The organism is Alkalicoccobacillus gibsonii, from assembly GCF_016798245.1.
In the GTDB taxonomy this organism is placed as follows: Bacteria; Bacillota; Bacilli; order Bacillales; family Bacillaceae_D; genus Alkalicoccobacillus; species Alkalicoccobacillus gibsonii.
The window spans coordinates 830589-843388 of the sequence record NZ_JAEUZA010000001.1 but is presented as its reverse complement, the minus strand read 5'-3'; the positions used below and the strand labels follow the sequence as shown (position 1 = coordinate 843388).

At 35.4% G+C, this 12800-nt stretch carries 16 protein-coding genes; 12 read left to right on the top strand and 4 right to left on the bottom strand.

The genetic code is table 11. The annotated features are described in order from the left end of the window. Window position 1 precedes the first annotated feature (1 nt). The 6 genes from JNO66_RS04565 to JNO66_RS04540 all read left to right on the top strand — a co-directional run bounded on the left by JNO66_RS04565 (window position 2) and on the right by JNO66_RS04540 (window position 4463). Window positions 2-2113: a hypothetical protein gene (locus JNO66_RS04565; RefSeq protein WP_203087009.1), complete on the top strand. Its 2112-nt coding sequence runs from the start codon at window positions 2-4 to the stop codon at window positions 2111-2113. A 1-nt stretch (window position 2114) separates the two neighbouring features. Further along, the gene (locus JNO66_RS04560; RefSeq protein ID WP_203087008.1) at window positions 2115-2435 is read left to right on the top strand and encodes a hypothetical protein; all 321 of its coding nucleotides are present in this window, start codon (window positions 2115-2117) and stop codon (window positions 2433-2435) included. Then, window positions 2428-2619, top strand: a complete 192-nt coding sequence (locus JNO66_RS04555; protein ID WP_203087007.1) for a hypothetical protein — start codon at window positions 2428-2430, stop codon at window positions 2617-2619. The genes JNO66_RS04560 and JNO66_RS04555 overlap by 8 nt, the downstream gene beginning before the upstream one ends. Before the next feature lie 65 nt (window positions 2620-2684). Next, a complete protein-coding gene (locus JNO66_RS04550) occupies window positions 2685-2966 on the top strand; it encodes a hypothetical protein (RefSeq protein WP_203087006.1) in 282 nt (93 codons plus the stop codon). Window positions 2967-3012: 46 nt separating this feature from the next. After that, a complete protein-coding gene (locus JNO66_RS04545) occupies window positions 3013-3438 on the top strand; it encodes a phage holin family protein (protein ID WP_203087005.1) in 426 nt (141 codons plus the stop codon). Beyond that, window positions 3435-4463, top strand: a complete 1029-nt coding sequence (locus tag JNO66_RS04540) for a peptidoglycan recognition protein family protein (protein WP_203087004.1) — start codon at window positions 3435-3437, stop codon at window positions 4461-4463. Before JNO66_RS04545 ends, JNO66_RS04540 begins: the two co-directional genes overlap by 4 nt. A 108-nt stretch (window positions 4464-4571) precedes the next feature. Here the strand turns inward: JNO66_RS04540 and JNO66_RS04535 are convergent, their stop codons facing one another. Further along, window positions 4572-5060: a zinc ribbon domain-containing protein gene (locus tag JNO66_RS04535; RefSeq protein ID WP_203087003.1), complete on the bottom strand. Its 489-nt coding sequence runs from the start codon at window positions 5058-5060 to the stop codon at window positions 4572-4574. Between the two features lie 99 nt (window positions 5061-5159). Beyond that, window positions 5160-5573, bottom strand: coding sequence for a hypothetical protein (locus JNO66_RS04530; RefSeq protein ID WP_203087002.1), 414 nt, complete (start codon window positions 5571-5573; stop codon window positions 5160-5162). A gap of 173 nt (window positions 5574-5746) precedes the next feature. On the opposite strand from JNO66_RS04530, the gene JNO66_RS04525 reads away from it, so the two are divergent. Next, window positions 5747-6574 carry a hypothetical protein gene (locus tag JNO66_RS04525; protein WP_203087001.1) on the top strand — a complete coding sequence of 276 codons (828 nt, stop codon included), beginning with the start codon at window positions 5747-5749 and terminating at the stop codon, window positions 6572-6574. Window positions 6575-6899: 325 nt separating this feature from the next. Here the strand turns inward: JNO66_RS04525 and JNO66_RS04520 are convergent, their stop codons facing one another. Continuing rightward, window positions 6900-7268: a YolD-like family protein gene (locus JNO66_RS04520; protein ID WP_203087000.1), complete on the bottom strand. Its 369-nt coding sequence runs from the start codon at window positions 7266-7268 to the stop codon at window positions 6900-6902. Between the two features lie 217 nt (window positions 7269-7485). Between JNO66_RS04520 and JNO66_RS04515 the strand changes: the two genes are divergently transcribed. The 5 genes from JNO66_RS04515 (at window position 7486) to JNO66_RS04495 (ending at window position 11975) form a co-directional block, all read left to right on the top strand. Beyond that, window positions 7486-7926: a Panacea domain-containing protein gene (locus JNO66_RS04515; RefSeq protein ID WP_203086999.1), complete on the top strand. Its 441-nt coding sequence runs from the start codon at window positions 7486-7488 to the stop codon at window positions 7924-7926. Continuing rightward, a complete protein-coding gene (locus JNO66_RS04510; RefSeq protein ID WP_203086998.1) occupies window positions 7923-9008 on the top strand; it encodes a hypothetical protein in 1086 nt (361 codons plus the stop codon). Before JNO66_RS04515 ends, JNO66_RS04510 begins: the two co-directional genes overlap by 4 nt. A 126-nt stretch (window positions 9009-9134) precedes the next feature. Beyond that, window positions 9135-9350, top strand: a complete 216-nt coding sequence (locus JNO66_RS04505) for a carbon storage regulator (RefSeq protein WP_203086997.1) — start codon at window positions 9135-9137, stop codon at window positions 9348-9350. Window positions 9351-9440: 90 nt separating this feature from the next. Beyond that, entirely contained in the window at window positions 9441-10955 is a 1515-nt protein-coding gene (locus tag JNO66_RS04500) for a flagellin N-terminal helical domain-containing protein (protein WP_203086996.1), read from the top strand. 207 nt (window positions 10956-11162) lie between these two features. Next, window positions 11163-11975 carry a hypothetical protein gene (locus JNO66_RS04495; protein WP_203086995.1) on the top strand — a complete coding sequence of 271 codons (813 nt, stop codon included), beginning with the start codon at window positions 11163-11165 and terminating at the stop codon, window positions 11973-11975. On the opposite strand, the gene JNO66_RS04490 is transcribed toward JNO66_RS04495, so the two are convergent. After that, window positions 11954-12397, bottom strand: coding sequence for a hypothetical protein (locus JNO66_RS04490; protein WP_203086994.1), 444 nt, complete (start codon window positions 12395-12397; stop codon window positions 11954-11956). The genes JNO66_RS04495 and JNO66_RS04490 overlap by 22 nt on opposite strands. Between the last annotated feature and the right edge of the window lie 403 nt (window positions 12398-12800).

The following is a 12800-nucleotide window of genomic DNA, read 5'->3' as shown; positions in this document are numbered from 1 at the left end:
TGTGAAACTACCTGAGGTTACACCTTACACGATTGAGACACCAGGTCATGCAGATGATTTAAATAAACGTCAAAACGAATTAAAAGAACGAGATGAAAAGATTGCCGAGCAACTTCGTCTGCAGGATGCGATTACGGCTCTTTTGCAGAAGGGAATAAATGTCGTTGAAAGTGTGCAACCAAGTCCTGTGAACTTAGTAATAGAAGGACAGTCACGAGTGAATTTATTAGGGGTTAAAGGTTCCCTTTCTTCAAATACTTATTTTGATCCAATTGTGAACGTTAGACGTAGTTTCGAAAATGGCGGGGTTAAGTTAACAGCAGAAGCTAGTGCTTCGTTAGAACATTATGTGACCTTGAAAGTGAGTATTGATAAATCAAAAAGGCATCTAATTATAGTCGAATATGAAGCTATAGTGGGTAGAGCTCAATTGAGAACCGTCAATTATAAAGAAGATCGCACCTTTGTTGAATCGAATCATTTAAAGAATGATAAGAAAGGAGTAGCTAGATCTTTCACTCCTGCTGATACATCCGAAGTACAAATCAGGCTGCAGTTAAATAAAGAATTAGAGAACGGAAATGCATACGTGGCCGATGGAGAAACGTCTTTCTTTAAGAAACTTAGAGTGTATGAATTAACTAATCAGGAGTACCAAGAGGCGATTACACTTTCTGAAGCACAGTTAGCAGAAAAATTTCCTTATATTGAAGGTGTAAAGCATGTGAGAAATCCTTTCTTAATGAAGAAAGGTAAGAATCTGCTTCCTGCTTTTCCTGATAACTTTACTTCACGCTTAGCGAGTAGTGATGTAGTTACTCTAAAGCCTTATGAATTAAAGTTTGTCGCAAATGGTTCAGATCAATTTGCAAGGTTTCATGTGCCAGTTTTACCTAATCAAACATACTTTTTGCAATGCGAAGTCGAGACAGATGGAAATAACAATGGTGTAATCGCGTTTAATAAAAGTGAAATTTCTAATGACGACAGTGCTTATGTAAGTACTGGAGCAAGCAGGGGAGTCTTTAAAACCCTTCCGGGTACCAAGTATTTAGAAATAAGATTATCAAGTTTATCTACCCCCGGAACGTACTTGTTTAAAAATTTCAGTTTAACTTTAGGTTCAGAGCGAATTCCTTTCGAACCCCTTAATAATGATCAGATCTACTTTCCTGAAACTCTCTTAGGTTCATCTTTAGACGGGAGTGTAAGAGATCGAATTTATAAGGTTGAGGGAAATTATTTCTTACAAGAGTTTATGAGAAAAGATTATATTGTTAATGGCTCAGAGACTGAGGCTATAAGTTATTTTCAAGAAAGCTATATTGGTTTTAAGCGTTTGAAATTTGAAATGGGTAGTGCCATTAAACCTAGAGGAAGAGCCTTTGCGTTCCAGCCTAGCACAGGAATTTATTTCACCGAGAAACCCGTTTCAGGTAATGATTGGACTATTAATACAATATTAGTTCATGGTGATTCTTTTGGATCAACATCAGTTACCATCGCAAATTCAATAACTGGTTGGGATGATGACAAAATCCCTTCAAACAGTGAAGTCAGAGCTTTCTTTAAAGCAAATCCTTTGATTCTTACCTATGAACTTAATAGGCCTATTCTTCGAGATATTTCAGAGGAAGGTGAAATAGGCTTACACAGTGGTGCAAACTTAGTTAATTTGGGAGAAGGGTTGATTGTTAGAGAGAAAACAGTTCCTGTCTTAGATCAAAATGATGGTAACTATAAGATAAATCACGCCAGTGCTACCATTGGAGGTCAATTAAAATACAAAACAGAAAAAATCTTGGCTGTTTATAAAGATGGAGTTATTGATTTAAACGCGAACATTATTTCAGGTGACGCTCACGGATTGCAAAGAGTATCTTTTGGGAAAAACTACGATCCTGATGCTGAATATACTGTTACCTATGTGCCATTAGATAAGCATACGCTTTCTACAGCTATTACGAGAGCGAGTGTGATCTATCAATCCAGCTTCAAATCAGCCTTTGAAAAAGAAGTTGAGCGCAATACGGATACAAAAGAGCAGGTAACCGTTCATGAACTTATGTTGGCCGAGGTTGTAAAAGCTTTGCGCCAGTTGAAAGGAGTGTAATATGAGCAATCAACCATCTTTAGACTTAGGAGTCATCATTGAGTTACTCAACCAAAAGGGATTAAGCACAGAAACGGAGGAGGGCGATCGCCTTCCTTTTTTAATTGATGCAGAACATGTTGGGCTAGCTCTTGCAGCTGTCTTATTTGATTCTGAGGAATTAGGTGCTGCACTTGCAAGTGTCATGGTCGACAGCAATGCCGTGGGAGAGGCTCTTTCGTTCATGATGATTCAAGCAGAAGAGGACCGTCAGCTTATTAAAAATCTTGAAGAAAAAATAGCCGATTTAGAGGCTCAAATTGGAGGAGAAATGAATGAATAGTTTTTACAGCACAATGGTAACTCTTGGACGCATGCAATTGTTAGATGTACCGGATCATTGCCGAACTCAGGTTGCTGCAATGTTAGGGCGTGAGGATGAACTGAATTCACCGCAGCCCGACCCAGTACAGGTACAAGAACCAGTCGATGCAGACACTGACAGTAATTCTGACAAGGAAAATTAAAAATTATGAATGAAATCTTTTCTTTTTGTCGAATGAATAATTATTGACAAAAAAGGAGGGATTCAATGTTAATAACAAATTTCTTTTCATATGAAGCAGCACACGTTTTTATTTATGAATCTCTGACAATCTCTAAGGTTAAAAATACTGATGAGATGTATAGTCAACTCACGGATCGTGAGCAAGTCTTTCTAAATCAAACGCTAGTAAGGCTTATGTTCAATAACATCATTGAACTCAAGGATACTGATCCTAAGAAGCCGTGTATATCCACCAAGGGCCGCATTATTTACTCGTTTAATGAAGTAGAGTTATTCAGATTATATAAAAAAGCCACAAATCAATGAGCCCTCCGTTTGGAGGGTTTTTAATTTAAATGAAAAGGGTGTAGCAATGGAGCAAATTTCTGTGTTCTTTAATTTAGAAAGTCTAGAGGTTGTAAAATTATATCTATTCGGTAATGTGAGTTATTTAGATCTTTTACTTGTACTGATGTTAGTTGACATCGTAACCGGTGTTTTCAAAGCAATTAAGAACAAGGATTTACGTAGTCGCTCAGCACTGTTCGGCTATGCAAGGAAAATTGCTATCTTTGCAATAATCATTGTGGCAAACATCGTAGATACAATACTCGATTTAAACGGAATGGTCGCCACAGCGACTGTGCTTTTTTATATGGCCAATGAGATCTTATCAATTGTTGAGAATTCAGCACACATTGGATTGAAAGTACCACCAGTCATTATGGAAAAGCTTCGTGGCTTTAATCAACATGGACCAGAGGAACAAACAAAATCAGAGGAGAGTGAAGAGAAATGAACATCAAACAAGATTTTATTCCAAAGAGCAACCGAAACCGTCCTGGTACAAAGATTACGCCTACTTACATCACTGAGCATGAGACAGCAAATACAAGCAAAGGCGCAGGTGCGGCTACTCATGCTAGATACGTCAAAGGACAAAATGCCATCGATAGATCTGTGTCTTGGCATTATACGGTTGACCACAAGGAAATTATTCAACATCTACCCGATAACGAGATGGGATGGCACGCTGGAGCTACTGGGAATCGTCAATCAATCGGAATTGAACTGTGTGTAAATAGTGATGGTGACTTTAATAAGGCAAAAGCGAACGCTGCGTGGTTAGTGCGCCATCTTATGGCTAAGCATAACATTCCGATCACACGTGTTGTGTCGCACCAGTTCTGGACAGGTAAGAACTGCCCTGCTAACTTGTTGAAAGAATGGGGAAGCTATATTGCTCTTATTTCTAATACCAAAAGTGCTCCAACTGCACCTCAAGTTAAGCCGGTTACAGCAGGTGGGGAAGAGTCACATGTGGGTAGCGGAACCGTTCGTGTGAAAGCTTCTGAATTATGGGTGTATGATAATAAGGACTGGAGTGCGCGTTATCAAAAAGTGAAGGCAGGAGAGGTGTTCACAGTTGTAGCAGAACATACAGTAAGCGGTTCTAAGATGCTTGAATTACTCAGTGGCTTATTCATAACAGCCAACAGTAATCATGTGACATATGCACCTGACAACAAAAAAGGCACTGTGACGAAGGGATCCGGAACAGCAGTTTCAAAGATCAGCCTTCCTAATGTGATTTTACGTGCTGTTAGACCTTTCCCTCATGGTGCCAATGTGCGAGCTGTACAAGAAGCTTTAGCGAGTGCGTACTTCTACCCTGATAAAGGTGCAAAGAACAATGGGATTGATGGAGTCTACGGTCCTAAAACGGCTGACGCTGTGCGACGATTCCAGGAGGTTAATGGGTTAGCAGCTGATGGTGTGTACGGCCCTGCAACAAGAGCTAAATTACTTTCTTTCATAAAATAATAAAGACTCTCCAATCGGAGAGCCTGTGCTATACTTTATACAGGTAGTGTTATACTGTTGGCGGGATTTTTTAAGTAGCGGAGCCTAACCCTTTGGAGATAGGCTCTTTTATGTATTTTCTTTACCACAGTTAGGGCAGAATTTAACTTCTTCTCTAGTTGCGTAATTACACTCACTGCAAACATTTTGATGAATCGTATGATTAAATTTAACATTCGAAATCGCAGGTATAGTCTTGGTGAAAACGAATGAAGCCATAAAAAGAACTAAACCAACAACAAATAACACTCCGCCACAAATGGCCAGTTGCTCCATTTGTGCTATGCTACTTCCTAATCCAAGTTCTTTCTCTGCAAAATAAACGGCATCATGCATATTATTAGCTTGAATCATTGAATAGACCACAACGCCTATACCTAAAAGCATAACAATAAATCCAGTTGGCCTCTTCCAATCAGATACTTCGATTTCCTGATTTATTTCCTCTATTAGTTGTTTAGATTCTTCCTCTCGCTTTTTCTTCATCATATACTTATCAACAAAATATAAAATAACTCCGCCAATAATTATGATAATTAATAAAATAATTAACTCCATATTTGCCTCCTATTATAATTTTTATTAAATATGTGTGAATAGAACTCTTGAAAGGGTAAAAGTTACTATTTTATTAAATAGAAAGAAATCTACTTACCCTTAACTAACTTTCTCAATGGTTGTATCGCTAATGTAAGGAAACATAATAAAGAGCATATTGAAAAACAAACTGATAAAAAAAGCTATTGCTCCATGACCATAATGCCCATCATTCATGTTATAAAATATTGCGCCCCAAACAAAAGAGAATAAAATAACCCGCACTATTAAAAACCATAAAAACCTCATAGATAAATAATAGATAAGGAACAAAGAAATTATAAAATAAATTAAAGATCCAAATAAGGTCCACGTAGTCTCAGTAAGAATAGATGTACTAATACCTAAAAAATGAAAAATAATAGTAGGGATTAAAGCTACAGCTATTAGGCTAAAAAATAAATTCTGAATAAAATATACAACATGAAAAAAATTTAAGATTGAGCTACCTTCATTAACTACATATTTACTCAAATAAATACCCTCCTTTTTGCATTACTATAACTATTCAAAAATCTACACTTATAATTTATCGACAATAAATGTGGGATCTTTAGAAACAAAATATAAATTTGGTTTAAAATTGTAAAGGAGGAAGTATAAATGGCCGATAAAGATTAAATAAGAATTTATATTGAGGTGAAATTATGAGTAATAAAACTTTAAAGTTGCTTTTGGTATTATGTGTTTTTATTATTGGTGGTTTTATGGGGTACATTTTATTTGGCGGAAATGGGGGAAGTGTAACTGCAAACACTAATGAGAGTTCTTTTTTTAGTGAAAAAGAGCCTGAATTAGGTGATGAGGAATTTGTTAGTGAGTACGAAGAATCTGATTTTTACTCCATTACTAATGAATATGGATACGAATATGAAAATATTTTAAAATTAGAAGATCACTTTCTTGAAATTGTTAGTTCGAAGAGTTGGCGTGCTATTAGTAAAGACTTTAGTGAAAACGTATTAAGAGACGAGCCTATTACTTCAATATCTGAAATTAGCGACATAAAAGATTATCAAAATGGTCTAAATTATGAGGACCAGTACTATGAATATATCATTTCAGAAGTTCAAACTTTTTTAAAAATAAGAGAGTTATATAGCGGAATTAAGTCCTTAGAGGATTATATAAATGTACAAACACAGTTTCCAGGCGCAGTGGTTCCTAAAGACATTAAATTTGAAATTAAAAATAAATCTATACATACAGATTTGATTACTACTCTTTATGTGAATGATACTTATTCATTAACATTTATTGATGAAGAAGAAGAATTTCTATATGTGGTAACAGGTAATGCAGCAAATAAATTACTCCGAGAAAATAAAGTTGAAACAGAAGCAATGGCTTTGAAATTGATGTTACAACAAGATGAAATAACTTTAAATAAAGGCAATACTGTTATATTTGATGAATATGAACTATACATGTCTGGAGAGGTCTATACATTTAGATTGATTACCGACATCTTGTAAAAAAAGAGCTCTCTCCTATCTGGAGAGAGCTCTTTAAAAGGATTCTTACAAATTTCTAAGAATCATTTAATAGGAGATGCTACATGTCATACAACTTAAAAACCTATGTAGACTTATTACACATCAATCAAACCCTCATCGATCGCCAAACCCTCAAGGATTTGACTACGCTATAAACGCAAGAAAAGTCCTCCAGTAACACCCTCAGCTTACACACCAACCGTTAGAAGATTGCTCAAGCACTCTATATTAGTTCGGAATAGGGTAGTTCATTTCTCTCCAATTTCAAAAGGAGAACATCAAGACGTATTTAAGCTCCTTACCCTCATAAGATCACAACACTTCGAAGAAAATTTACCTGAATATAATCAATCTCCCCATTCGACAGTTCAATCTTAATTTGTTTCTGATCCCTGCTCACATTTAAGATATAACACGAAATTTCGTGATAATTCCAATCGTGCCAGTAGTTAATTGCTACAGAATGAGTGTGGTTGAGTGCATCCATTACCACATATCCAATCTCCTGCAGCTCATCCTGATCCAATTCATGTTTTTCAATCCACTTGTCACGCTCATTGCTTTCAAGTATCCGAGGCTTATGTTCTGGAAGCATCATTCGGCTACCTTCCCACGTTAGATTTCCACGCCTTAGAAACGTTTTGTATTCCTCTAACTCCTCAAAAGAAGGCATGATCAACACTCCCAAATTGACTTAATATTATTCATAATGCGGGAAAGTATGTTCTCGTTCAATCTTAATTTAACACAGCTAAGACAAGAATATAATCATAAGATGTATCGTAATACTTCACTTTTTCATAAAATGTAAAGTATTATTTCTTGAAATGAGACCGTATGTTCTAAAATATGATAAAATAAAAATAAGTCATAAAGGGAGGCGGTTTTTAATGACCATGCAAGCGCTAGCTGGACACATTTTCGCTGTTGCGAATGAAACAGGGCGAAGTATTACAAATTTGCAATTGCAAAAAATTCTATTTTTCTCACTTGGATTGCACTTGAGACTTAGAGGAGGAATAGATCAACTTGCACAAGAAATATATAACTTACCTTTCTCAAAATGGCGTTATGGACCTGTGGTAGAAGATCTATACTTCACTTACAATGGATATGGAAGTCAACCTATAATTCCACAAGTAGCAAATAGAGATCCTAGATTCGAACATCTGGATACAGCAATAATTAATTTATTGGACCGTGATGTTTTTAAATTAGTTAGTTTTTCTCATCAAATGAGTGCTTGGGATGATTTTAAAGATGATATTTTAGAAGGCAGGCATGTTGATCCTTATACCCTAGATGAAATTTTTACGGACTTTACTGAATGAATACTTATGATAGTTTTTCGGAGCGATTACGTAATTACTTAAAAGCTGTAGACACTGAAATTTTAAGAGTTGATGAGCCTCCAAATGAGGATAAGGGAGGCTTTTTAGATGGTTTATTTTCTGAAACTTCTAAAGATGAAAATGTTGAAAATGTAGCCTATGAAGAGTTTAAATTACTTCTAAAAACACTGGAAGACATACCCTTAAAAAAAATGCCTTATGCTGAAATTACAAGAGTGCTCTACCGTGAGGCTAAACCAGAACTTTTAGGCATTATTGAAGGTGTGAACGGGGATAATTGGAGAACTTATGAGAATGAATTTTTCTTTGAATTAGGCAAGGAATTGGATGAAAAAGTTTTTAAGTTAATTGAACATATAACATTATCAGTATTACAGCGTACACACATTACAGATGAATTAGAGAATCAAGTGTTTGAAGTGAATGAACAACTATTAACATCTAAAAAAGAATACCAAAGTTTTGAAATTAAAATAAAGGAATATAAGAATGAAATCGAGGATTTAAAATCTAAATATAATGGGATAGTAACTCAATTTATTGGTATTCTTGGTATTTTCTCTGCAGTACTAATTGGTACTTTTGGAGGGATACAAGGATTCACTAGTCTTTTTAATAATGCTGAGAATCTTCCAATGGGAAAAATATTATTTGTTTCATCTATAGGTGCTGCGTCCATTATTTTTATTTTATTCTTCTTGATGCACTCATTAAGTAGATTAATTGGTTTTAATTTATCCAGTTGTAACTGTAACAATCAACGTCTATTTAAAAGAAAAGAAATATCTAAAGAAAATAATACTGAGGACATTGTATGTAGTTGTTCACCAGCTGAGAAGTATCCGTTATTAATTTATACTAATTTCTTTCTGTTTATTATGGCATTGGCTGGTGTTTCAATGATGTTATGGAGAAGCAATGAAAGTTATAATGATTTCTTACATACAGATTTAGGGCCATTTGCATCTACATGTGCACTAATTTTTTTTAGTCTAGTATTCATAGCTTTTCTGAAGAATGCCTTACTTAATGTAAAAAGAAAAGTTCATAGTAAGGAGTAAAAAAGAGTTTAGCATGAAACTCTTTTTTTTTTTGCAAAAAAAGCTAAACATCATGATTAAAGTTCCGATATAAAAAGTAGAACATCATGGAAGATGATTAATTATGGAGATCAGGGAGGATTAAAAATGGCATTAACATTAGGAAGAAAAGACGGTCAATCGATTATTATCGCTGACATAATAAAGGTCCAGGTTCTTAAAACAGAAGACGGCCTTGTCAGGTTAAAGATTGATGCGCCAATTGGTGTGGATATTCTTAGGGAAGAGATTTATGAAGAAAGAACCGATCACGGAGAAGCACTTCAAGCTCTTGCAGAAGAACATCGCAAGCACATCAAGTAAGAGTGTTACATCACTTCTTAGGAAGTTTTGTATATAAATTAAGGGGCATACGGATGTGACCCTAAAAACAAAACATGGAGGTAATCTTAAATGATTATTAATCACAATTTATCTGCAATGAACGCTCACCGTCAACTTGGTTCAAACCAAGCTGCTGGAGCAAAAGCTCAAGAAAAACTATCTTCAGGTCTTCGCATCAACCGTGCAGGGGATGACGCTGCTGGTCTTGCAATCTCTGAAAAAATGCGTGCTCAAGTACGTGGCTTGGATCAAGCTTCTCGTAACGCACAAGATGGAATCTCTATGATTCAAACAGCTGAGGGAGCACTAGGTGAAACTCATTCTATCCTTCAACGTATGCGTGAACTTGCTACACAAGCATCTAACGATACTAACACTGATTCTGATCGTAATGAAATTCAAAAAGAGATCAACTCTCTAACTTCAGAGATTAACCGTATTGGTAATACTACTGAGTTCAATACTCAGAAATTGTTGCAAGGTAAAGCCTCAGTTTCACAAACAGTTCAATCTACTCAAGAAGTTACAGCAGTTCCGGGTGTATCAACAGTTACAATTGGAGCAGATTTTGCTGACGGTGAAACAATAACTATTAATGATGTTACTTACACTGCAGTAGCTGCTGCAGGTGGTGGTACCAATGAATTTGTAATTGGTGCAGATGCTGATGCTACAGCTACAGCACTTCGTACTGCAATTAATGGTAACACTGCAGCTTCTGGATTAGTAGCTGCCGGTGCAAATGCTACAATTACTCTAACAGAGAATGCAGCAACTGGTAATCCTGTCACTGTTGCTTCTACAAATGAAGATGTGACTTCTGCTCAAACAACTGCTTCAGTTGAGGGCGTAACTGCGACAGCTGGCCAAGCAACTATCTCATTATCAGGTAATCTAAAAAGTGGAGAAACAATTCAAGTAAACAATACTACTTATACAGCAGTAGCTGCTGGTGAAACTGCTGGGGCTAATCAATTTGTAATAGGTGCTAATTCAGCAGAGACCGCTACTAACATTGCAGCTCTGATCAATGGTGCTGCTACAACAGCTTCTGCTGCTGACGGTGTTATTACTCTAACTGAAGCTACACCTTCTGGTAATAATTTTGACATCAAAGTTAGTAACTTTACATCTACTTTCCAAATCGGAGCTAACGAAGGTCAAAGTATCACTCTAGATGTCAATGATATGAGAGCAAAAGCTTTAAATCTCACTACTACTGGTACTTTAAATGATAGTCTAAAAGTAACTAATGGTACTAACAATGCACAAACAGAAAATGCACTGAATGTTTCTACTCATGAATCTGCTTCTGAAGCCATCACTACAATACAAGCAGCAATTGACACAGTTTCTGCTGAGCGTTCTAAACTTGGTGCAAACCAAAACCGTCTAGAGCACACTATCTCTAACCTTGATAACTCTTCTGAGAACCTTCAAGCTGCTGAGTCTCGTGTACGCGACGTTGACATGGCTAAAGAAATCATGGAGTTCACTAAGAACAACATTCTTTCTCAAGCTTCTCAGTCTATGCTTGCTCAAGCAAACCAAGCTCCACAACAAGTTCTTCAACTTCTAGGATAATACAATCTAGATTTAGACTCGGTCTTAATTGGCCGAGTTTTTTTGTGTTTTATTGGAGCTGTGCTTAAAATTATTAATTATGTGATAAAGTCATAATAGATTCTTTTATTAGTAAATTTGTATTTTAACTTTGAGATGCCTTAGAAGGAGGATATTACAATTTTCAATTTTTTAAATACGAGAGAATGGGCTTATGTACTTATTTTATTGTTTTTTGTTATTGTACTAATTTCTACTTCAGAAGGTAGAGCATCATTAAAAAATTTCTTTAGTAAATTAATGCATAATAGAATTGTTATAGCAGGAATATTTACAACTCTATACAGTAGTATAATTATAGCTTTCATCTACTTTATAGGATTAGTAGATGAAAGTAATCTTAAGACAATTTTAGTTTGGGTAATAACTGTTCCATATTATGTAACATTTCAAAGCATATCAGATGCAGAAGATAATTCTTATTTTAGAAAAACCTTCTTGAAAGCAATTTCAATAGTAGTGTTTTTGGAATGTATGATTAATTTTTATACTTTTTCAATTGCTATTGAATTAGTATTGGTAGTAATTATCTTATTATTAACGTTTATTGTGGCTATTTATAGTTATGATAAAAAGGATGAATATAAAACAGCTGGAGACGGAGCTGGATGTTTGCTTAAATTGACAGGGTTAATCTTGTTCATTTATTCCGTAATTCAACTAATAAATAATTTTGCTGACTTATCTTTAATACTATACGAAGTGTTAATTTCGGTTATTCTATCTATATTACTCATCCCGTTTAGCTACTTATTTGCCTGTATTGCAAGATATGAAACGATCTTTAATAGATTAGATTTCCTAAATACAATCGATTCAAAAGCTAAAAGTAAAATAAAAAAGCGTATCATCCGCTTATGTAAATTAAATCTAACAAAGATTGCGAAGTTTAATCGCCAAGGTCATTTATTTTACTATGACTTAACGACAGATGATATTATTAATAAGTTCTTCAAGGACTATATATCAAAGCATACGTAAATACATGTTTTGATTTCTGTTTTTGTACCTTTCACAACATAAGGTACAGCAGGCGTTGGCCAAAAGAATAACGAAATACCATACGTAATCAAAGCCAACACCCAAAACGACGAATGGCCGGACTTCATCACATATCCAAACGGTCGCACCATCCTTATGTCTGCTTGAAGTGACCGCAACGCGTGAAGAAGAGCTGTCATCACCGTAATAATTAAGAAAATATTAAACAATTCCGCAGCTGCAACCAAACTCGCACTAAACGTTGTTTGTAACCCTTCCACAAACGACCCTGTATACACGATTCCAACTAAAAAGGTCATAAAAAGTGAAGGAACCAACACATTTTGCCGGAATAACATCGTTAAAATGATTAAAACCGTACCCGCAAGATACACCCAGTGAGCAAGCGTCAGCTCGACCATAACGATCCCCCTCCTTACCATTCGGTACAATAGCCTATGTGAGGAAGGGGGAGGGGGTGAATGAAAGCTATATTAAAATATATATGTTTGTATTTATAAAATTGGTTTAAGAAAAGTCAGGGTTTTAGCGCACCTAATAAGATGTTAAAATGGAATAAAAAGGAGTTGATTTTATATTAAAGACGCTAAGATTAACATGTATTATCATACTTTTGCTACTATTGGTGTTCTACGTGATATCAATGATTATAGGGACCGGCAGAATAATTAGTGATCAAATCATTCAATACAGTATCTTCATTTTTGGAATCATATTTGCCATTCTTTCATTGTTTGACAAGCATAATGATGAAGATAGCATAGGATAATTGGTAAGAATAATTAGTTACTAGTGGAAGAGCTT

Coding starts and splice junctions, on each gene's coding strand:
- JNO66_RS04560 (WP_203087008.1), top strand. CDS start 2,115: ATGAGCAATCAACCATCTTTAGACTTAGGAGTCATCATTGAGTTACTC.
- JNO66_RS04555 (WP_203087007.1), top strand. CDS start 2,428: ATGAATAGTTTTTACAGCACAATGGTAACTCTTGGACGCATGCAATTG.
- JNO66_RS04550 (WP_203087006.1), top strand. CDS start 2,685: ATGTTAATAACAAATTTCTTTTCATATGAAGCAGCACACGTTTTTATT.
- JNO66_RS04545 (WP_203087005.1), top strand. CDS start 3,013: ATGGAGCAAATTTCTGTGTTCTTTAATTTAGAAAGTCTAGAGGTTGTA.
- JNO66_RS04540 (WP_203087004.1), top strand. CDS start 3,435: ATGAACATCAAACAAGATTTTATTCCAAAGAGCAACCGAAACCGTCCT.
- JNO66_RS04535 (WP_203087003.1), bottom strand. CDS start 5,060: ATGGAGTTAATTATTTTATTAATTATCATAATTATTGGCGGAGTTATT.
- JNO66_RS04525 (WP_203087001.1), top strand. CDS start 5,747: ATGAGTAATAAAACTTTAAAGTTGCTTTTGGTATTATGTGTTTTTATT.
- JNO66_RS04520 (WP_203087000.1), bottom strand. CDS start 7,268: ATGCCTTCTTTTGAGGAGTTAGAGGAATACAAAACGTTTCTAAGGCGT.
- JNO66_RS04515 (WP_203086999.1), top strand. CDS start 7,486: ATGACCATGCAAGCGCTAGCTGGACACATTTTCGCTGTTGCGAATGAA.
- JNO66_RS04510 (WP_203086998.1), top strand. CDS start 7,923: ATGAATACTTATGATAGTTTTTCGGAGCGATTACGTAATTACTTAAAA.
- JNO66_RS04505 (WP_203086997.1), top strand. CDS start 9,135: ATGGCATTAACATTAGGAAGAAAAGACGGTCAATCGATTATTATCGCT.
- JNO66_RS04500 (WP_203086996.1), top strand. CDS start 9,441: ATGATTATTAATCACAATTTATCTGCAATGAACGCTCACCGTCAACTT.
- JNO66_RS04490 (WP_203086994.1), bottom strand. CDS start 12,397: ATGGTCGAGCTGACGCTTGCTCACTGGGTGTATCTTGCGGGTACGGTT.